Below are 19,644 nucleotides of genomic sequence, written 5' to 3'. Positions count from 1 at the left end.
GGGGTCGCCCTTCCGGTCCTTGCGGGAGCGCCGGAGTGAATCTGGGGCAGAATCGGCGGCGTGCGTTTCGGCATTCTGGGGGAGACGAGAGCGCTGCGGGACGACGGGGGCACCGCCTCCGTCGGAGGCCCGGGACGGCGGGCGCTGCTGGCGATGCTGCTGCTGGAGGCGGGCCGGATCGTCAGCACCGAGCGGCTGATCGACGGGCTGTACGGGGACGAGCCGCCGGCCGGGGTCGGCAATGCGCTGCAGTCCCAGGTCTCCCGGCTGCGCGCGGCCGTCGGCGTGCCGATCGAGCGCCCTCCCGGGGGCTACCGGCTGGTGGTCGCCCGGGACGAGGTGGACGTGCACCGCTTTGAACGCCTCGCGGCCGAGGGCCGGGAGGCGCTGGCCGCCGGTGAGCCGGGGAGGGCCGCGGGTCTGCTGCGCGGTGCGCTGGACCTGTGGCGGGGCTCCGCCCTGGCGGACGTGGGCGAAGCTCCCTTCGCGCGGGCGCAGGCGACACGGCTTGAGGAACTGCGGATCGCGGCGGTGGAGGACCGGATCGCGGCCGAGCTGGCTCTGGACGCACGGCACCACCGGGAACTCGTCGCCGAGCTGCAGGAGCTGGTCGTCCGTTATCCGCTGCGGGAACGGCTGCGGGCCCAGTTGATGCGCGCGCTGTACAGCTGCGGCCGCCAGTCCGAGGCGCTGCGGGTGTACGAGGACGCGCGCCGCGAGCTCGCCGAGTCCCTCGGCGCGGACCCCGGCCCGGAGCTGGCCCAGGCCCATCTGGCGGTGCTGCGCGGCGAGCCGGGCCCGGCTCGTCCCGCGCCGGCCTCCGTTTCCAGGGGCGCGCCGGATGGCGGGGCGTCGGTTGTTTCACGTGAAACACCGTCCGCGGGCGACCCGGCCGCGTCTTTGCTCCGGTACGGCCTGCCCGCCCAGCTGACCAGCTTCATCGGACGTGAGGAGGAGCTGGCACGGATCGGCGAGCGGCTCGCCGACGCCCGGCTGGTCACCCTGATCGGCCCGGGTGGCGCGGGAAAAACGCGGGTCGCCGTGGAGGCGGCCGGACGGCACCCGGGGGAGGTCTGCTTCGTGGACCTCTCGGGGCTGACCCATGGCTCCGGGGTGCCGCAGGCGATCGCCGGGGCCCTGGGCCTGCGGGAGGCGGGCCCGCTCGCCGGGGCCGCGGGGCGTGAGACAGCCGGCCCGGACGGCGCTCCGCTCGCCCGCCTGACGGCCGCCCTGGCCGACCGGGACCTGCTGCTCGTGCTGGACAACTGCGAGCACCTGATCGCCGACGCGGCCCGGATCACCGCGGCCCGGATCACCGCGGAGCTGCTGGCCGCCTGCCCGCGGGCAAGGGTGCTGGCGACCACCCGGGAGGCGCTCGGCGTCAACGGCGAGACGCTCTGCCCGCTGGAACCGCTGCCTCTGCCGCTGCCCGGTGCGCCGGAGAAGGACGTGCTCGGCTCCCCCGCCGTCCGGTTGTTCCTGGATCGTGCCGCCGCCGTGAGCCCGTCCGGCCGGCTGCCCGACGCCGAGGCCGCCGTCCGGATCTGCCGTGCCCTGGACGGCGTCCCGCTCGCCATCGAGCTGGCCGCCGCCCGCCTGCGGTCGCTGTCGGCCGCCGACATCGCCGCCCGGCTCGGGGATGTGCTCGCCGGGCCGGGTGACCGCTTCAGGCTGCTCTCCCGGGGCAGTCGCACCGCCCAGCCGCGCCAGCGGACCCTGCGCGGGGTCGTGGACTGGAGCTGGGAACTGCTGCCCGAGGACGAGCGCACCGTGCTGCGCCGCGCCTCCGTCTTCGCCGGGGGCTGGACCCTGCCGGCCGCCGAGGCGATCTGTGCGGGACCGGTGGACGGTCCGGCGGGCGGGGAGAGTATCGACGCCGAGGACATGCTCGATCTGCTCGCCTCCCTCGCCGACAAGTCGCTGCTGGTGGTGGACCGTCCGGACGGGGACAGGGACGGGTACGGGGACGGAGAAGGCGCGGGCGGTGTCCGCTACCGGCTGCTCCAGACCATCAGGGCGTACGCCGCCGAACGCCTGGCGGAGACGGGCGAGTCGGAGGCGCTGCGCGAGGCGCACGCCGCGTACTTCCTCGACCTTGCGCTGACCGCCGACCCGTGGCTGCGTCGCGCCGAGCAACTGCAGTGGCTGCGCCGCCTCGCCGCCGACCACGACAACCTGCACGCCGCGCTGCGCGGGTCGGTGGCCGCAGGCGACACCGCCCTGGCGCTGCGGCTGCTCGCCGCCGTGTGCACGTACTGGATGCTGCGCGGAATGCGGTACGAGGGCGCCCGGCCCGCCCGCGAACTGCTGGCGGCGACCGGGCCCGGCGGGCCGCCGGGGCTGGCGGAGGAGTACGCGCTGTGCGTGATCACCGCCGCCTCCGCCACCGCCGACCAGGCCGAACTCGCCGTCCACCTGGCGGCCGCCACGGACGTCGTCGCCGGGCTCGGCGGGATGGCGCGCCGCTACCCGGTGCTGAACCTGCTCTGGGCGCCCTTCGCCGGGGTGCCGGACGACGAGACGTTCGCCCGGTACGCGACGAGCGCGGCGACCCTCGTCGAACCCTGGCAGCAGGCACTGGTCCACGTCGGCTCGGGATTCCGCGCGTGGATGGTCGGCGGGGACATCGCCGCCGCCGGCACGGAGTTCGGCCGGGCCCTCGCGGGGTTCCGCGCCCTGGGCGACCGCTGGGGGGCCACGATGGCCCTCACCCAGCTCGCCTGGCTGTCCGGCGCCCGCGGTGACGTGGCGCGGGCCGTGGGGCTGATCGACGAGGCCCTCGGCCACGCCGCCGAGCTGGGCGCCACCGAGAGCGTCGCCGAACTGCTCGGGGAGCGCGGCAGATGCGGTCTGCGGAGCGGACGGTACGAGCAGGCCCGGGCCGACTTCACGCGCGGTCTGGAACTCGCCCGCGGCTGCGGCGCCCGGGAGATGTTCGCCGGGGCCCACCTGGGCCTCGGCGAGTGCGCCCGGCTGACCGGTGACCTCGTCGAGGCGCGGCGGCTGTCGGGGCTGGCCCTGTCCGAGTCGCTGGACGGCTGGTACACCGGCGAGAGCGCCCGCGCCGAGGCGTACATCGCCCTCGGCAGGATCGCCCTCGAGGAGGGCGCCACGGCCGCCGCCCGCGGGTACTTCCGTGAGGCGGCCGACGTGGAGCACGGAGCCCGCGACCTGCCGCTCGCGGCGAACCTCGCCGACGCCTTCGCCGGGCTCGCCCTCGCCGAGGGGGACCCGGCTCGGGCCGCCGAACTCCTGGGCCTGGGCCGCGCGCTGCGCGGTCCGCAGGTGCCGGCCGGTCCCGACGCCGCCCGCACCGGGGACGCCGTGCGGGCCGCCCTCGGCGAACCGGCCCACGACGAGGCGCTGGCGCGCGGTGCGGGGCTTCCCTCCGACCGGGCGCTGCGGGCGCTCACCGCGCTGACCGGGCACCCGTAGCCGCCGGTCAGCGCGCGGTGCGTGAGCGGTCAGCGTCCACGCGCACCGTGTCGGCCATGACGAATCCCGCAAGCACACACGACGCCGCGGCCTCGGCACCCGCGGCCCCCGCACGGCACCGGTGGGCGGCACTCGCCGTCTGCTGCCTGGCCGCCATGCTCCTCGGCATCGACAACAGCGTGCTCAACTACGCCATCCCCTCACTGCTGCGGGACATGGGCCCCTCCGGCACCGAGATCCTGTGGATCTCCGACGTCTACGGCTTCGCCATGGGCGGCCTGCTGGTCGTCATGGGCAACCTCGGCGCTCGGCCGCAAGCGGATGATGCTGCTGGGCGCCGCCGCCTTCGGTGTGGCGTCGCTGCTCACCGCCTACGCCCCCACCCCCGGGACACTGATCGCCGGCCGCGCGCTGCTCGGCGTCGCCGGGGCGGCGATGGTCCCCTCCACGCTCTCCGTCGTGCGGCACGCCTTCACCGATCCCCGGGAGCGCACCACGGCGATCGGGATCAGCAGCGGCGTCGGCGCCGCGAGTTTCGCGCTCGGCCCGGTCGTCGGCGGCCTGCTGCTGGACCACTTCTGGTGGGGCTCGGTCTTCCTGATCAACGTCCCGCTCATGGCCGTCGTCCTGGTGGCCGGTGTCCTGGTGCTGACCGAGTCCCGCAACCCGCGCCCGGGCCGGCTCGACTGGATCGGTGTGCCGCTGTCGGTCGTCGGTGTCGTGGGAGCCGTCTACGCGATCAAGGAGGGCTTCCGGGACGGTACGGACCACGCGCCCGTGTGGATCGCCGCGGCGGTCGGGGCGGCGGCCCTGACGCTGTTCGCCCGCCGCCAGGTGCGCGTCGAGGAACCCCTGATCGACCTGCGGCTGTTCCGTACCCCGGCCTTCAGCGGCGCGGTCGGCTCCAACCTGGTCATGATCTTCGCCTCGTCCACGCTGTCGCTGGCCTTCTCCCTGTACTTCCAGGTCGTCCGCGGCTGGTCGCCCCTCACCGCGGGGCTGGCACTGCTCCCCGGCCCGCTGGCCGCGGCCTTCGCCGCTCCGGCGGCCACCGCGCTGATCCCCCGGCTGGGCCGGGCCCGGGTGGTGGCACTCGGGCTGGTGCTGCTGTCCGCGAGCACCGCGGCGCTCGGCTCGCTGTCCTCGCCGGGGACGCCGTACTGGGGGCTGCTGGCACCGCTGGTCGTCAACGGCGCGGGCATCATCCTGATCGTCTCCGTCACCAACGACACGATTTCTGGCGAGCGCCCCCAAGGCGCGGACCGGCGCGGCCGCCGCCGTCTCGGAGACCGCCATGGAGATGGGCGGCTCGCTGGGCATCGCGGTCCTCGGCTCGCTGCTCGGCGCGGTCTACCGCGACGCCCTCGTCCTGCCCCCCGGGCTGCCGGCGGGCACCGCGGACTCCGCCCGGGAGTCGGTCGGCGGGGCCGCCGAGGCGGCCGTGCGGGTACCCGGGGCGGACGGGATCGCGCTGCTGACGGCCGCGAAGGACGCCTTCTGCCACAGCGTGCAGGTCACCGCCGTGGTGGGGGCGGTGCTGCTCGCCGTGGGCGCCGTCGCGGCGCTGTACACCCTGCGCGGGGTGCCGGCGGAGATCCCCGACCCGGAGGCCGAGGAGGAGGTCCTGCCGCCGGCCGTGCCGTCCCGACGGTGACCTGCGACGCGTACGGCGGAGGGCGGCGGACCCGTCACGGGTCCGCCGCCCTCCTGTCTGCCGTGTCGCACTGCCGCCGGTGCCCGGGCCCGTCACGTCACGGGTAGGTGTCCCCGCGGTCGCGGCGGTCGTCGGCGTCCGACTCGGCCTGCTTGGCCTGCACCTCCGGGTCGAGGGCGTCCACCGGTGAGCCGTCGACCTTGCCGAACGAGGCGTCTGCCTCGACGCCGCCGTTGAGGGAGGCGCGGTCGGCGACCTCGGTGGCGGGCGCGGGCTCCACCAGCCAGTCGGGGTTGGTCTGCTTGCTCCACCACTTCCAGGCCGCGAAGCCCGCCCCGGCGACGAGGCCGGCCAGCAGCAGACCCTTGGCGAACCGCCCGTTGCGGGCCCGGCGCTCGCGGCGGCGCTCCAGCTTGCGGATGTCGTCCGCCGTGACGTGGCTGCGCAGCACGGCGACGGCGGCGGCGCTGCGGGCGGCCGCCTCCTCCGCGGCCGGGGCCGCGACACTGCGCACGGTGGTCACCGCCTGGCCCATCCGCGGCGCCGTGAACTCCGCCGCGAGACGGGCGGTGTCACGGGTGCGCCGGGCGGCGGTCCCCACCTTCTGCTGGACGCCCGGCGGCACCGCCGCCAGGGCCTGGTCGAGACGCGCCGCCAGGTGCGCGTCGTACTGGGACCGGGCCGCCGCGCGCGCCTGCCGCCCGGCCGCCGACACCCGCGGTGCCAGGTAGATCCTGGCCTCGTCCGCGTAGTGCACGGCGTTGACCTTCGCTGTGTCGGCGTACGGCGCCACCACGTCCGCGGCGTGCCGCACGCTGTCCCTCGTCCTCTCGGCTGCGTCGCGCACGCTGTCGATGCGGGTCACGAGAACCTCCTCCTCGGTGGCGTTCGGTTTTCGCCTTTCCACCCGGTTTGAAATCATGCCCGCCGCCGCTGGGTACGGCATGTGCGTACGGGCATCCGGGTCAAGGGGGGCCTTCACCGACGATGCCACCGGACGACCTGCCGCGCGACAGGTGCCTGCGGGATGCCGCGGCATGCGAGGATTTGCCCCTGTCAGTGAGGACTATGGAAGGCAAGATCGTGGCCGAGCAGCTCTACGCCACCCTGAAGACCAACCACGGGGACATCACCGTCCGGCTGCTGCCGAACCACGCGCCGAAGACGGTCAAGAACTTCGTGGAGCTCGCCGAGGGCGGCCGGGAGTGGACGGACCCGCACACCGGCCGGACCTCCCACGACCCCCTCTACGACGGCACGGTCTTCCACCGGGTCATCTCGGGTTTCATGATCCAGGGCGGCGACCCGCTGGGCAACGGCACCGGCGGTCCCGGCTACCAGTTCCCCGACGAGTTCCACCCGGACCTCGGCTTCACCAAGCCCTACCTCCTGGCCATGGCGAACGCGGGCCCGGGCACCAACGGCTCGCAGTTCTTCATCACGGTCGCGCCGACCGCGTGGCTCACCCGCAAGCACACCATCTTCGGCGAGGTCACCGACCCCGCCAGCCAGAAGGTCGTGGACTCCATCGCGACCACCCCCACCGATCCGCGCACCGAGCGTCCGCGGGAGGACGTCGTGATCCAGAGCGTCGTGATCGAGCGTCGCTAGCCTCCCGGGAACCCGAACGCCCCGCCCGTGCGTATGACGGGCGGGGCGATTCCGCTGCGAAGGGCTGAGACATGACCGACCAGGCCGTCCGCTGCTACCGGCACCCGGACCGGGAGACCGGGATCCGCTGCTCGCGCTGTGAGCGGCCGATCTGCCCGGAGTGCATGATCAACGCGTCGGTCGGCTTCCACTGCCCGGAGTGCGTGCGGGAGGGCCGTCGCGCGGCCCAGGCCGCGGAACCCCGTACGGTGGCGGGCGGCCCGGTCGCCGGGGACCCCCGGCTGGTCACCAAGATCCTGATCGGGCTGAACCTGCTGGTCTTCCTGCTCGCGCAGGTCGAGGGCAGGCCGTTCGTCACCGCCCTGGGGCTCTTCACCCCGTGCTACGTCCCCGGCAGTGTGCAGTGCGGCGTGGCCGGCGGACCCGGTGAGTGGTACCGGCTGGTGAGCTCGATGTTCCTCCACCAGGAGCTCGCGCACATCGCCTTCAACATGCTCTCGCTGTGGTGGATCGGCGGTCCGCTGGAGACGCTGCTCGGCCGGGCCCGCTACACCGCCCTCTACCTGATCGCGGGGCTGGGGGGCAGCGCGCTCGTGGTGCTGCTGGCCCCGGACACCCTGACCCTGGGGGCCTCGGGCGCGATCTACGGGCTCTTCGGCGCGACGGCCGTCTTCGTGAAGCGGCTGCGGATGGACATGCGGCCGGTCCTGGTCCTGCTGGGGCTGAACCTGCTGTTCACCTTCACCTGGGGCGGCATCAGCTGGCAGGCGCACATCGGCGGTCTTGTCGTCGGCGTGATCATCGCCGTCGCGATGGCGTACGCGCCGCACTCGCGCCGGGCGCTGGTCCAGTGGGGGACGTGCGCGGCGATGCTGGTGGCCGTGGCGGTCACGGTGTGGGCCGGGGTCGCGAATATCTCCGCGTAGGCCGTAACGCGCAGCGTTGATCAGACGTTATCCACAGAGAGGCGGAAGCCTCCTGTGCATCCTGTGGGCAAGCCGTGCGGGTGCCCGTCCACACCATCTCTGACCTGCAAGATCAATGAAAGACCGGTGGTCCGTACATCGGACCACCGGTCACACCGGTGTCAACCGGCTGGTGGTTATCCACAGATCATGCGACCTTTTCAACACTGTGGATGACGCCTGTGGATAACTGTGCGGGCTGCTACTTCCACTGCGTGGACACGACGAACCCGCCCGCGATGAAGCCGAAGCCGACCGCGATGTTCCAGTTGCCCAGTTGCTCGATCGGGAAGCTGCCCTGCGTCACGTAGAAGACCACGATCCACGCCAGGCCGACGAGGAACAGCGCCAGCATGAGCGGAGCCACCCAGCCGCGGCCGGACTGCAGCTTTATGGGGGTGGTCTTCTCCGGGGGCGGAGTGAAGTCGGCCTTCTTGCGGATCCGTGACTTCGGCACGAGGGACTCTCCTGTCGATGCGCTGCGTAACCGCGCGTGTGACGTCTTGTGTGAGCGGCCGGACGACTGGAGGAACCATGTCTCCGGGCGTCCGTTAGCGTAGTGCTTCCTCGGGTTGGAAGGAGATAAGGCTACGGTGAGCAATCCGGTTGACGTCTCCCCAGCCCGCCGATCCGCCCGGTCTGTGGTGCTTCGTGTGCTCAGCGCCGGGGTGTTCGCCATGGCCGGTCTGCTGTTCTGGATGAGTTTCGACACCGCCAAGGGCCTGGACATCCGCACCGACGACCCGCTGCTGCGCCTGTCGGACCGCGTCCAGGAGAAGAGCCGCCAGAACGAGCAACTGGACAACGAGCTCGCCGGGGTGCGCAAGGACGTCGACGGACTCGCCCACACGGACAGCGGCGTCAGCGACGCCGCCCGGAAGCAGCTGGCGCGGCTCGGCGCCGAGGCCGGCACCGTCAAGCTCACCGGTCCCGCCGTCTCCGTCACCCTGAACGACGCGCCGCCGGACGCGACCCCGCTCGTCCCGGGCGTGCCGGACCCGCAGCCGAACGACCTCGTCATCCACCAGCAGGACCTGCAGGCCGTGGTCAACGCCCTGTGGGCGGGCGGCGCCTCCGGCATCAAGGTGATGGACCAGCGGCTGATCTCCACCAGCGCGGTGCGCTGCGTCGGCAACACCCTCATCCTGCAGGGGCGCGTCTACTCCCCGCCGTACACCATCACGGCCGTCGGCGACCAGGAGAAGCTGCACAAGGCGCTGGACGCGAGCCCCGCGATCCAGAACTACCTGCAGTACGTCCAGGCCTACGGGCTCGGCTGGAAAGTCGAGGACGACCGGCGGGTGACTCTTCCCGGCTACTCCGGCACCGTGGATCTGCGGTACGCCGAGCCTGTGGGGTGAGCATGCGCCTGGTGGTGCGGACGCTGAGCGAGTTGAGCATCACCGTGGGCGCGCTGATCGTGCTCTTCGTCTGCTACGTGCTGTTCTGGACCGGCGTGCGGGCAAACCGGGCGATGGACGGGGAGATCGACCGGCTGGAGGACCGCTGGGCGACCGGGCCGGTCTCCGTGGCCGACCCCGTCCCCCCAGGGTACGGACGGCCCCTCGGCCTCCGCTTCCCGTTCCCCGCGCCTGCCGCGGTGCCGTACCGGGACGGCAGGGCCTTCGCGGTGATGTACGTTCCGCGGCTGGGGCGCTCCTGGCACAAGCCGGTGCTGGAGGGGACGGGCACCGGCACCCTGAAGAAGGGGCTCGGCCACTACGCGAACACCGCCCGGCTCGGCGCCGTGGGCAACTTCGCCGTCGCCGGCCAGCGCCGCACCTACGGCGACCCGTTCAAGGACTTCCCCAGGCTGCGCAAGGGCGACGAGGTGGTCCTGACCGACGGGCGCACCCGGTACACCCACGAGATCGACCGCGCACCCTACCGCACGGTCCCCACCGACGTCGCTGTGATCGATCCCGTCCCGCGGAAGTCCGGATACACCGTTCCGGGCCGCTATCTGACCCTGACCACCTGCGATCCCGAGTGGGGCCACAGCCACCGGCTCATCACCCGGGGGCACCTGGAATCCACACAGCCCGTGGAGGACGGTATGCCGGAGGGCTTGTCGGGCTAATCTTGGGCGAGGCACGGCACGGAAGGCAGGAAGGCGGCGCATGTACGGCTGGATCTGGCGGCATCTGCCGGGCAACGTGTGGGTGAAGGCACTCCTTTCGCTGGTGCTGGTCGTCGCCGCCGTCTACATGCTGTTCCAGTACGTCTTCCCGTGGGCGGAGCCGCTGCTGCCGTTCGGGGACGTCACCGTCGACGAGGGGATGCCGGCCGGCCGATGAGCGCGCGCATCCTCGTCGTGGACAACTACGACAGCTTCGTCTTCAACCTGGTCCAGTACCTGTACCAGCTGGGCGCCGAGTGCGAGGTGCTCCGCAACGACCAGGTGGAGCTCTCCCACGCCCAGTACGGCTTCGACGGCGTCCTGCTCTCGCCCGGCCCCGGCACCCCCGAGGAGGCCGGCGTCTGCGTCGACATGGTGCGCCACTGCGCCGCCACCGACGTCCCGGTCTTCGGCGTCTGCCTCGGACTGCAGTCCATGGCGGTCGCCTACGGCGGCGTGGTGGACCGGGCGCCCGAACTGCTGCACGGCAAGACCTCCCTGGTGACCCACGAGGGCCGCGGGGTCTTCGCCGGGCTGCCGACGCCGTTCACCGCGACCCGCTACCACTCGCTGGCGGTCGAACGGGACACGGTGCCGGAGGAGTTGGAGATCACCTCCTGGACGGAGAGCGGCATCATCATGGGACTGCGGCACCGCAGCGCCCGGGTGGAGGGCGTCCAGTTCCACCCCGAGTCGGTGCTCACCGAATGGGGGCACCGGATGCTCGCCAACTGGCTCGTGGAATGCGGCGACAAGGGAGCCGTCGAGCGTTCCGCGGGCCTCGCGCCTGTGGTCGGAACCAGGGCGTGACTGCGTGACCGCGCATCGGCACTTCGGTGACACCGCCGAATTCGCCGCCGCGGTGGAGGGCTTGGCCGACCCGCTCAGCGACCCGCTGCCCAACACCGCCCGGCACGCGGCCCGGCCCGCGCAGGAAGCCGCGGCGGAGCCCGCCGGGGAGTCGCTCACGGAGCCCTCCGCCGAGCCCGCCACGACGCCGCCCGCCACCGCGCGGCCGGTCGCGCCCCAGGCCTCGGTCCCGGGCCGGCGGACGTACGAGCAGGGCGTCCAGGGGTCCGTGCGACCCGCCTACGAGGCGCCGCCCGCCGATCCGTGGCCGTCCGCGTCGCCCGTGCCCGCGCCCGTGCCCGTGCCCGAGGAGCCGCCCGAGCCGCGCCCCCGGCACAGGGGGCCGGCCGAACAGCCGTACGCCGAGGGGGCCAGGCCCGTGCGGCGCCCTCTCACCGACGAGGAGCGGGCCGCCGCGCGCCGACGCGTCGCGGGGGCGCCCGGGGACACCATGGCGATGCCCGCGGTGACCGGGCCGGAGCCCGAACGGGAGCGCGACCCCGGGGATCCGGAGCGGGAGAAGGCGCCGCAGCCGTCCCCCGACGCCCTGGCTCCCGAGGGCGGCGGCCGCGCCGCCCGCCGGAAAGCGGCCCAGGAGGCCGCACGGCGCGGTGGCAGGGGACGGAGGCGTTCCGGTCCCGCCGCGGCCTCCCAGGCCGCCACAGAGGCCGCCACAGCCCCCATGGCGTCGACCCCGGCCGCCCCGAGGTCCCGCATGGAGGCCCGGCGCGCGGCGCGCGCGGCCAAGGAGAGCCCCGCGGTGATCGCCAGCAGGGTCGCCGGCGAGCTGTTCATCACCCTGGGCGTGCTGATGCTGCTCTTCGTCACCTACCAGCTGTGGTGGACCAACGTCCTCGCCCACCAGCAGGCCGGCGGCGCCGCCAGCAACCTGCAGAAGCAGTGGGAGGGCGAGAAGGGGCCGAACCGCGACCCGGGCGCCTTCACCCCCGGGCAGGGCTTCGCGATCATGTACATCCCCAAGCTGGACGTGAAGGCGCCGATCGCCGAGGGCATCGACAAGCACAAGGTGCTCGACAAGGGCATGATCGGCCACTACTCCGGTGAGTTGGAGACGGCCATGCCCTGGGACAAGAAGGGCAACTTCTCCCTCGCCGCGCACCGCAACACCCACGGCGAACCGTTCCGCTACGTCAACAAGCTGGTGGCGGGGGACAAGGTCGTGGTCGAGACCGAGAGCACGTACTACACGTACGAGGTCACGAGCATGCTGCCCTCCACCCCGCCCTCCAACATCTCGGTGATCAAGCCGATCCCCGTCGGATCGGGCTTCACCAAGCCCGGCCGCTACATCACACTGACCACGTGCACACCGGAGTTCACCAGCAAGTACCGGTTGATCGTCTGGGGCAAGATGGTCGAGGAACGGCCGCGCAGCAAGGGCAAGCCGGACGCCCTGGTCGAGTAGGCCAGGTACGGACGCACAGAGATCGGGGCAAGTGGTGACGACCACGCAGCATGACCGCGCCCGGGAGGCCGTGCCGACCCGGCGCCGCCTCTCGTGGTTCGCCGCCACCGTCAGCCTGATCGGTGAACTCCTCATCACCGCGGGCGTGATCCTGGGGCTCTTCGTCGTCTACTCCCTGTGGTGGACGAACGTCCTGGCCGACCGTGCCGCCAAGCAGGACAGCGACGCCGTAAGGCGCCAGTGGGCCGACAGCGCCCCGGGCAAGCTCGACACCAAGGGCGGCATCGGCTTCCTCCACGTCCCCGCCATGGGCAAGGACTACGAGGTCCTGGTGACGAAGGGCACCACCACGAAGGTGCTCAACGAGGGCGTCGCCGGCTACTACACGGACCCCGTCGAGTCGGCCATGCCCTGGGACGAGAAGGGCAACTTCGCGCTCGCCGCGCACCGCGACGGCCACGGCGCCAAGTTCCACAACATCCACAAGATCAAGGACGGCGACCCGATCGTCTTCGAGGACCGCGACACCTGGTACGTCTACAAGGTCTACAAGGTGCTCCCCGAGACCTCGAAGTTCAACGTCCAGGTCATCGACCAGATCCCGAAGGAGAGCGGCAAGAAGAAGGCCGGCCGCTACCTCACGCTCACGACCTGCACCCCGGTCTACACCTCGCGCGACCGCTACATCGTGTGGGCCGAACTCGTCCGCACCCAGAAGGTGGACGCCCAGCGGACGCCTCCGGCGGAGCTGGGCTGAGGCGAAGGCGCCGGCGCCTTCGCCGGCGCGCGGCGAACGGAAGGGGCCGCGGACACCGAGTCCGCGGCCCCTTCCGTGTCCGGGCGCGGGGCAGGGCAGAGCAGGGCAGGGCAGCGGGGCGGGCGAACGGCCCCGGACCCTCGCGGGCAGCAATGAAGCGGGGAGGCGGTCACCGTGGTGACCGCCTCCCCGCTTCGTCAGTGGTAACCGGCTGTGTCAGCCGCCGCCGCCTCCGTTGATGAAGCCGCCGTTGCCGCCGTTCTGGTCCGGGGCGAAGACGATCAGAACGTCACCCGGCTTCACCTGGGTGCCCGGCCGCGGGTTCTGCTGCCGGACGATGGCGTTCGGGTCCTGCGACGAGCCGGGGGCCAACTGCAGCGTCATGCCGAGTTCCTGCGCGATGCCGTTGACCTCCGCGACCGTCTTGCCCTCCACGGGGGGCATCGCGTTGGTGGACGGCGGCTTCGCGACGATCAGGGTGACCGTCTCGCCCGCCTTGATCGTGCTCCCGGCCGTCGGATTGGTCGAAATGACCGTCCCCTGGGCGTGATCGGGGGACTCCTGCTCGGTGACGACCACCTTCAGGCCGTCCGCCTTGAGGATCTGGGTGGCCTCGTCCTTGCTCTTGTTGCTCACATCCCTGATCGTGACCTCTTCGGGCGCCACGGCCACGGTCAGCGTGATCGTCGTGCCCTTGGCGCGCTTCGAGCCGCCCTTGGGGTCCTGCTTGAGGACGGTGCCCTCGTCCTCGCTGGAGGTCTGGGACTGCTTGTCGACCTCGAAGCCCGCGTCCTTCAGCTCGCTCTCGGCGTCGTCGAAGGAGTCACCGGTGACATCCGGGACGTCGACCTTCTCGATTCCCTTGGAGAGCTGCAGGGTGACGGTCTGGTCCTTGGGGATCTTGCTGTTGACCTCGGCCGACTGCTTGCAGACCTTGTCCTTGGGCTGGTCGGCGCAGAAGACCGGGTCGCCGAAGGCGATGGTGATCTCGCCGTTCGCCGCCTTGGTCTCGGCCTCGGACTTGGTGTCGCCGACGAACTGCGGGACGCTCACCGTGCCGCTGCCCTCGTTGCCGCCGAACATCGCCTTGCCCATGAAGATCGCGCCGATCAGGACCAGGACGGCCGCGACGACCAGCAGGATCGTGGACGTGTTGCTCTTCTTGGGCTTGCGCCGGCCGCTGCCGCCCTGGGGCTGGTCGTAGCCGAAGCCGCCGTCGTCGTCCCGCATGGGCGGCAGCATCGAGGTGCCGGCGTCCTGCTGGGGCGGGAGGGCCGTGGTGGGTGCGTCGTTGCCGTAGCCGCCGTAGCCGCCGCCGTTGTATCCGACGGAGCCCAGGGCGACCGTCGCGGCGACGGGCTGGCCGTCGAGGCAGGCCTCGATGTCGGCGCGCATCTCGTCGGCGGACTGGTAGCGGTAGTCCGGGTCCTTGGTCAGCGCCTTGAGGACGATGGCGTCCATCGCCGGCGAGACCTCGGGGTCGTAGATGCTCGGCGGCTGCGGCTCCTCGCGCACGTGCTGGTACGCCACCGCCACCGGGGAGTCGCCGACGAAGGGCGGTCGCACGGTGAGCAGCTCGTACAGCAGGCAGCCCGTGGAGTACAGGTCGGAGCGCGCGTCGACGCTCTCGCCCTTGGCCTGCTCCGGGGAGAGGTACTGGGCGGTGCCGATCACGGCCGCGGTCTGCGTCATGGTCATGCCGGAGTCGCCCATGGCGCGGGCGATGCCGAAGTCCATGACCTTGACCTGACCGTTCCGGGTCAGCATCACGTTCGCGGGCTTGATGTCGCGGTGCACGATGCCGGACCGGTGGCTGTACTCCAGGGCCTGGAGGATGCCGATGGTCATCTCCAGCGACCGCTCCGGCAGCAGCTTGCGGCCGGAGTGGAGCAGTTCGCGCAGGGTGGACCCGTCCACGTACTCCATGACGATGTACGGGATGGAGACCCCGTCGACGTAGTCCTCACCGGTGTCGTACACGGCGACGATCGACGGGTGGTTCAGCGAGGCGGCCGACTGGGCCTCACGGCGGAACCGGGCCTGGAAGGACGGGTCGCGGGCGAGGTCCACCCGGAGCGTCTTCACGGCGACGGTGCGGCCGAGCCGGGTGTCATGGGCGATGTACACCTCGGCCATGCCACCGCGGCCGAGCACCGAGCCCAGCTCGTACCGGCCGCCGAGGCGACGCGGCTCTTCCATAGCGCTTGCCCTTCCTAAACCGTCCGTGTGGCTGCTCGGGCATACCGTACCCGCCGCCGCGTGCCGATCCCGGTCCTCGCCGGTAGCCGATATACGACCGGTATCGCGACGTGCGACTTAACGCACATCCATGGATACGGTGTGACCGGCATCACTTGTTCAGCACGGCCTCCATGACACTCTTGGCGATCGGCGCGGCGAAGCCGCCGCCAGAGATGTCGCCGCGGTTCGCGCTGGCGTCCTCAACCACGACGGCGACGGCGACCGGGGAGCCCTTGTCGGTCTTCGCGTATGAGATGAACCACGCGTAAGGACTCTCACTGTTGTCGATGCCGTGCTGGGCGGTACCGGTCTTTCCACCGACCGTGACGCCCGGGATCCGGGCGTTCTTGCCGGTGCCCTCCTCGACCACGGTCTTCATGATGTCCTGCAGCTTCTGCGCGTTTTCGGCGCTGAGCGGCTGCGAGAACTCCTTCGGCTTGGTTTGCTCGACGATCGCGTTGTTCGGCGCCCGCAGCTGGCTGACCATGTACGGCTCCATCAGCTTGCCGTCATTGGCGATCGCGGAGGCGACCATGGCCATCTGCAGCGGGGTGGCGGCCGTCTCGAACTGGCCGATGGACGACAGGGCCGTCTGCGGCTTGTCCATGGTCTTGGAGATGTTGCTCGCCTCGGCGCGGACCGGAACGAAGAGCTGCTGGTTGAAGCCGAACTTCTCGGCCTCTTCCACCATCTTGTCGCGGCCGAGGTCGGCGCCGATCTTGCCGAAGACCGAGTTGCAGGAATACTGGAGCGCCACACGCAGGGTGGCGTTCTTGCAAGGGATGTTCCCCTCGTTCTCCAGCGGTGTGGTGGTGTTCGGCAGGATGTAGGGCACCGGCGAGTCCGTCGCGTCGTCGACCCCGCTGTACAGGCCGTTCTCCAGTGCCGCGGCGGCCGTGACGACCTTGAAGGTCGAGCCGGGCGGATAGGTCTGGCGCAGCGCCCGGTTGAGCATCGGCTCGTCCGGGTTGTTCTTCTTCTGCAGGGAGTTCCATGCCTTGCCGTCCTTCTCCGAGTTGCCGGCGAAGGACGTGGGGTCGTACGACGGGGTGCTGGCCAGCGCCAGGATGGCGCCGGTCCGCGGGTCGATCGCCGCGACAGCGCCCTTCTTGTTGCCGAGGCCCTTGAAGGCGGCGCGCTGTGCCGCGCCGTTCAGCGTCGTGACGACGTCGCCGCCCTGCTTCTGCTTGCCGGAGAGGATGTCGACGGTGCGCTTGAAGAAGAGCCGGTCGTCGTCGCCGGTGAGGATCGAGTCGTAGATCGACTCGAGCTGGGTGGAGCCGAAGGCCTGGGAGGCGTAGCCGGTGACCGGTGCCCAGAGGGGGCCGTTCTTGAAGGTGGCCTTGTACTTGAAGTCGCTGCCGTTGGTCTCGGTGTGGCCGGTGATCGCCTTGCCGTCGACGATTATGTCGCCGCGCGGGGTGGCGTACTGGTTGATCGCGACGCGGCGGTTGTGGGTGTTCGTCTTGAGCTCGTCTGCCTGGACGAACTGGAGGTAGTTCGCGCGGACGAGCATGGCGAGGACGAGCAGGCCGCAGAAGATGGCCACCCGCCGCAGGGGCTTGTTCACTGGACGCGCACCACCTGGGTCGGTTCGGCATCGGGGGACGTGGGGGTCGGGGCGGGCCTGCGCGCGGTGTCGCTGATCCGCAGCAGGATGCCCACGAGGGCCCAGTTGGCGATCACCGACGAGCCGCCGGCCGCGACGAACGGCATCGTCATACCGGTCAGCGGGATGAGGCCCATGACGCCACCGGCGACGACGAAGACCTGGAGCGCGAAGGCTCCGGACAGGCCGATCGCCAGCAGCTTCCCGAAGGGGTCACGGGCCGCGAGCGCGGTGCGGACGCCCCGCTCGACGATCAGACCGTAGAGCAGCAGGAAGGCCATCAGGCCGGCCAGTCCCAGCTCCTCGCCGACGGTGGCGAGGATGAAGTCGGAGTTGGCGGCGAAGCCGATCAGGTCGGAGTTGCCCTGGCCGAGGCCGGTGCCGAGGATCCCGCCGGAGCCGAAGGACATCAGGGCCTGGGCGACCTGGTCGCTCGTGCCGTCCTTGAAGGCCGCGAACGGGTCCAGCCAGGCGTCGACGCGCTCCTGGACGTGGGGCTCGAAGGTGGCCACGCCGACGGCGCCCACGCCGGACATCAGCAGACCGAAGACGATCCAGCTGGTGCGCTCGGTGGCGACGTACAGCATGACGACGAAGAGGCCGAAGAAGAGCAGTGACGTACCGAGGTCGGTCTCGAAGACCAGGATCAGGATGCTCAGGCCCCAGATCACCAGGATCGGGCCGAGGTCGCGGCCGCGCGGCAGGTACAGGCCCATGAACCGGCGGCTGGCGAGGGCCAGCGCGTCCCGCTTCACCATCAGGTAGCCGGAGAAGAAGACCGCGATGATGATCTTCGCGAACTCACCGGGCTGGATCGTGCCGACGCCGGGGATGCTGATCCAGATCTTCGCGCCGTTCACCGCCGGGAAGAACATCGGCAGGATCAGCAGTATCAGCGCCACCACCATCGAGATGTAGGTGTACCGCTGCAGGATCCGGTGGTCCTTGAGGAAGGCCAGCACCGCGACGAACAGGGCGACGCCCACTGCCGAGTACAGCAGCTGCTTCGGGGTGTCCGGGCTGAACGACCCGAACAGGGCCTCGGCGCGCTGGTGGAGCCGGGGGGACTGGTCGAGCCGCCAGATGAAGACGAGGCCCATGCCGTTGAGCAGGGTCACCAGCGGGAGCAGCAGGGGGTCGGCGTACGGGGCGAACTTGCGCACCGTGAGGTGCGCCACTCCGGCCAGCGCGGCCAGCCCGAGACCGTAGCCGAGCATGCCCGAGGGCAGCTCGTCGGTCGTCGCCAGCCCGACGTTCGCGTACGCGAAGACCGGGATCAGGACCGCGAAGACGAGGAGCGCGAGCTCGGTGTTCCGGCGGCTCGGTGCGCCGACGGATGTGATGGTCGTGGTGTTGGTGACAACGCTCATGCTGGACTGACGCCCCTCCTGCTCACTAGCTGCCGCTGGGGCACTGTTGGGCCAGCGACTGGTCCTCGTCGGAGAGGGTGGGGCTGGTCGACGGGTTGCTGGAGGGGGTCGTGCTGGGCTTGGGGGAGCCGGACGCGTCCGAGGACGGGCTGCCGGTCGTCTTGCCGGTGGCGGTGTCGGCGCCCTTCTGCTCGTCCTTCTTGGCCTTCTCCGCCGCGGCTGCCTCGGACTTGTCGATGGCTTCCTTGGTCTGGCAGACCTTCGCCTGGTGCTCGAGCTCGTTCGCCGTCCTGCGCGCGTCGGCGAGGTCGCTGGCGGCGATCGTGGCCGTGACGTACTTGCGCTGGTTCTGCGGCAGGTACTTGAGTTCGATACCGGGGCGGTCCTCGTGGACCTTCGACAGGTTGACCCAGGCCAGCTTCTGCTCGATGCCCTGGTAGATCGCCGCGTGGTCGCCCTTGACGCCCACGTAGTACTGCGTCTGGGTCCAGCGGTAGGCGCCGTACAGGCCGCCGCCGACGACACCGAGGACGACCAGCAGGATCAGCGAGCGCTTGAGCCACCGGCCGCGCTTGCGGGGCTTGCCCAGCTCCGCGTCGTCGAACGCGCCGAAGCCGTCCGCCTGGGCGCCGATCTGCGGGTCACCGCTGCCGGGCGGGCCGAAGGAACCCTCGGGGGCCGGCGGGCGGCCGAGCTCGGAGGCGCGGCCGGCCGGGGTCTGCAGGTGCCGCGGGTCGGACACCGGCAGGTGGTGCCGGCTGTCGGCGACGGCGCCCACGACGACGGGCGTGTCGTGCAGCTGCGCGGCCAGGGTGTCGCCGTCGTCGATGTCCAGGACGTCGGCGACGATGCACGTGATGTTGTCGGGACCGCCGCCGCGCAGGGCGAGCTGGATCAGCTCCTGCACGGTCTCGGCGGGCGCCTGGTACCCGGCGAGGGTGTCCTCGAGGGTCTGGTGGCTGACGACGCCGGACAGGCCGTCGGAGCAGATCAGGTAGCGGTCGCCGGCCCGGACCTCGCGGATCGACAGGTCGGGCTCGACCTGGCCGCGGCCGTCCAGGGCGCGCATCAGCAGCGAGCGCTGCGGGTGCGTGCCGGCCTCCTCCTCGGTGATCCGGCCCTCGTCGACGAGCCGCTGCACCCAGGTGTGGTCCTGGGTGATCTGGGTGAGCACCCCGTCGCGCAGCAGGTACGCGCGGGAGTCGCCGACGTGCACCAGACCGAGCCGCTGGCCGGTCCAGAGCAGGGCGGTGAGCGTGGTGCCCATGCCCTCCAGCTGCGCGTCCTCCTCGACCATGACGCGCAGCTGGTCGTTGGCCCGCTGCACGGCGGTGGCGAGGGAGGTGAGGATGTCCGAGCCGGGGATGTCGTCGTCGAGGGGGACGAGGGTGGAGATCACCTCGGAGGAGGCGACCTCACCGGCGGCCTGGCCGCCCATGCCGTCGGCGATGGCGAGCAGCCGGGGGCCGGCGTAGCCGGAGTCCTCGTTGCCCTCCCGGATCATTCCCTTGTGCGAGCCGGCGGCGAAGCGCAACGACAGAGTCATGCGCACCTCGCCCGTCGGCTCCGGGTACATCCGCACGCTGCCCACCCTCTCGCTCGCGCTCG

17 protein-coding genes and 1 pseudogene are annotated in these 19,644 nt (G+C 71.6%); 11 read left to right on the top strand and 7 right to left on the bottom strand.

Going from position 1 to position 19,644, the window contains the following annotated elements; translation table 11 throughout:
- The first annotated feature begins 60 nt into the window (after nt 1-60).
- Complete coding sequence (locus B085_RS50720) at nt 61-3,435, top strand: AfsR/SARP family transcriptional regulator (RefSeq protein WP_018559206.1); 3,375 nt, start codon at nt 61-63, stop codon at nt 3,433-3,435.
- 200 nt (nt 3,436-3,635) lie between these two features.
- Here B085_RS50720 and B085_RS50015 read toward each other — a convergent pair whose 3' ends face one another.
- The gene (locus B085_RS50015) at nt 3,636-3,803 is read right to left on the bottom strand and encodes a hypothetical protein (protein WP_199789202.1); all 168 of its coding nucleotides are present in this window, start codon (nt 3,801-3,803) and stop codon (nt 3,636-3,638) included.
- On the opposite strand from B085_RS50015, the pseudogene B085_RS51895 reads away from it, so the two are divergent.
- Nucleotides 3,757-4,614 (top strand): annotated as a pseudogene (locus tag B085_RS51895) (MFS transporter); the annotation flags it as partial. The gene B085_RS50015 and the pseudogene B085_RS51895 sit on opposite strands and share 47 nt — an antisense overlap.
- A gap of 115 nt (nt 4,615-4,729) precedes the next feature.
- Nucleotides 4,730-5,089, top strand: a complete 360-nt coding sequence (locus B085_RS50705) for a hypothetical protein (protein ID WP_018559202.1) — start codon at nt 4,730-4,732, stop codon at nt 5,087-5,089.
- Between the two features lie 97 nt (nt 5,090-5,186).
- Here B085_RS50705 and B085_RS0114045 read toward each other — a convergent pair whose 3' ends face one another.
- Nucleotides 5,187-5,954 carry a DUF5324 family protein gene (locus B085_RS0114045; RefSeq protein WP_018559201.1) on the bottom strand — a complete coding sequence of 256 codons (768 nt, stop codon included), beginning with the start codon at nt 5,952-5,954 and terminating at the stop codon, nt 5,187-5,189.
- Between the two features lie 218 nt (nt 5,955-6,172).
- On the opposite strand from B085_RS0114045, the gene B085_RS0114040 reads away from it, so the two are divergent.
- A complete protein-coding gene (locus tag B085_RS0114040; RefSeq protein WP_026251020.1) occupies nt 6,173-6,700 on the top strand; it encodes a peptidylprolyl isomerase in 528 nt (175 codons plus the stop codon).
- Nucleotides 6,701-6,771: 71 nt separating this feature from the next.
- The gene (locus tag B085_RS0114035; protein WP_018559199.1) at nt 6,772-7,626 is read left to right on the top strand and encodes a rhomboid family intramembrane serine protease; all 855 of its coding nucleotides are present in this window, start codon (nt 6,772-6,774) and stop codon (nt 7,624-7,626) included.
- Nucleotides 7,627-7,867: 241 nt separating this feature from the next.
- Here the strand turns inward: B085_RS0114035 and crgA are convergent, their stop codons facing one another.
- Entirely contained in the window at nt 7,868-8,122 is a 255-nt protein-coding gene (gene crgA / locus B085_RS0114030; protein WP_018559198.1) for a cell division protein CrgA, read from the bottom strand.
- Nucleotides 8,123-8,258: 136 nt separating this feature from the next.
- On the opposite strand from crgA, the gene B085_RS0114025 reads away from it, so the two are divergent.
- From B085_RS0114025 to B085_RS0114000, 6 genes are read left to right on the top strand one after another with little or no spacing between them, the layout of a single operon-like run.
- Nucleotides 8,259-9,026, top strand: a complete 768-nt coding sequence (locus B085_RS0114025; protein ID WP_420706593.1) for a DUF881 domain-containing protein — start codon at nt 8,259-8,261, stop codon at nt 9,024-9,026.
- A 2-nt stretch (nt 9,027-9,028) separates the two neighbouring features.
- A complete protein-coding gene (locus B085_RS0114020) occupies nt 9,029-9,745 on the top strand; it encodes a class E sortase (protein ID WP_037731630.1) in 717 nt (238 codons plus the stop codon).
- Nucleotides 9,746-9,785: 40 nt separating this feature from the next.
- Nucleotides 9,786-9,962: a hypothetical protein gene (locus B085_RS50010; protein ID WP_018559195.1), complete on the top strand. Its 177-nt coding sequence runs from the start codon at nt 9,786-9,788 to the stop codon at nt 9,960-9,962.
- Nucleotides 9,959-10,594 (top strand): aminodeoxychorismate/anthranilate synthase component II, encoded by a 636-nt coding sequence (locus B085_RS0114010; protein ID WP_018559194.1) that lies wholly within the window; start codon nt 9,959-9,961, stop codon nt 10,592-10,594. Before B085_RS50010 ends, B085_RS0114010 begins: the two co-directional genes overlap by 4 nt.
- 4 nt (nt 10,595-10,598) lie before the next feature.
- Complete coding sequence (locus tag B085_RS0114005; RefSeq protein ID WP_018559193.1) at nt 10,599-12,059, top strand: class E sortase; 1,461 nt, start codon at nt 10,599-10,601, stop codon at nt 12,057-12,059.
- A 31-nt stretch (nt 12,060-12,090) separates the two neighbouring features.
- A complete protein-coding gene (locus B085_RS0114000) occupies nt 12,091-12,816 on the top strand; it encodes a class E sortase (protein WP_018559192.1) in 726 nt (241 codons plus the stop codon).
- A gap of 216 nt (nt 12,817-13,032) precedes the next feature.
- Here B085_RS0114000 and pknB read toward each other — a convergent pair whose 3' ends face one another.
- From pknB to B085_RS0113980, 4 genes are all read right to left on the bottom strand, one after another.
- Nucleotides 13,033-15,015, bottom strand: coding sequence for a Stk1 family PASTA domain-containing Ser/Thr kinase (gene pknB, locus B085_RS0113995; protein WP_018559191.1), 1,983 nt, complete (start codon nt 15,013-15,015; stop codon nt 13,033-13,035).
- 151 nt (nt 15,016-15,166) lie between these two features.
- The gene (locus B085_RS0113990) at nt 15,167-16,627 is read right to left on the bottom strand and encodes a peptidoglycan D,D-transpeptidase FtsI family protein (RefSeq protein WP_018559190.1); all 1,461 of its coding nucleotides are present in this window, start codon (nt 16,625-16,627) and stop codon (nt 15,167-15,169) included.
- Nucleotides 16,624-18,036, bottom strand: a complete 1,413-nt coding sequence (locus B085_RS0113985) for an FtsW/RodA/SpoVE family cell cycle protein (RefSeq protein WP_018559189.1) — start codon at nt 18,034-18,036, stop codon at nt 16,624-16,626. The genes B085_RS0113990 and B085_RS0113985 overlap by 4 nt, the downstream gene beginning before the upstream one ends.
- Nucleotides 18,037-18,061: 25 nt before the next feature.
- Complete coding sequence (locus B085_RS0113980) at nt 18,062-19,612, bottom strand: PP2C family protein-serine/threonine phosphatase (protein WP_018559188.1); 1,551 nt, start codon at nt 19,610-19,612, stop codon at nt 18,062-18,064.
- Nucleotides 19,613-19,644 lie beyond the last annotated feature (32 nt).

The sequence above is a fragment of the Streptomyces sp. BoleA5 genome (assembly GCF_000373665.1).
Lineage (GTDB): Bacteria > Actinomycetota > Actinomycetes > Streptomycetales > Streptomycetaceae > Actinacidiphila.
Note: the sequence above shows the minus strand (reverse complement) of the source record. Positions and strands in the feature narration are given on the sequence as shown.

Coding starts and splice junctions, on each gene's coding strand:
- B085_RS50705 (WP_018559202.1), top strand. CDS start 4,730: ATGGAGATGGGCGGCTCGCTGGGCATCGCGGTCCTCGGCTCGCTGCTC.
- B085_RS0114035 (WP_018559199.1), top strand. CDS start 6,772: ATGACCGACCAGGCCGTCCGCTGCTACCGGCACCCGGACCGGGAGACC.
- B085_RS0114020 (WP_037731630.1), top strand. CDS start 9,029: ATGCGCCTGGTGGTGCGGACGCTGAGCGAGTTGAGCATCACCGTGGGC.
- B085_RS50010 (WP_018559195.1), top strand. CDS start 9,786: ATGTACGGCTGGATCTGGCGGCATCTGCCGGGCAACGTGTGGGTGAAG.
- B085_RS0114010 (WP_018559194.1), top strand. CDS start 9,959: ATGAGCGCGCGCATCCTCGTCGTGGACAACTACGACAGCTTCGTCTTC.
- pknB (WP_018559191.1), bottom strand. CDS start 15,015: ATGGAAGAGCCGCGTCGCCTCGGCGGCCGGTACGAGCTGGGCTCGGTG.
- B085_RS0113985 (WP_018559189.1), bottom strand. CDS start 18,036: ATGAGCGTTGTCACCAACACCACGACCATCACATCCGTCGGCGCACCG.
- B085_RS0113980 (WP_018559188.1), bottom strand. CDS start 19,612: ATGTACCCGGAGCCGACGGGCGAGGTGCGCATGACTCTGTCGTTGCGC.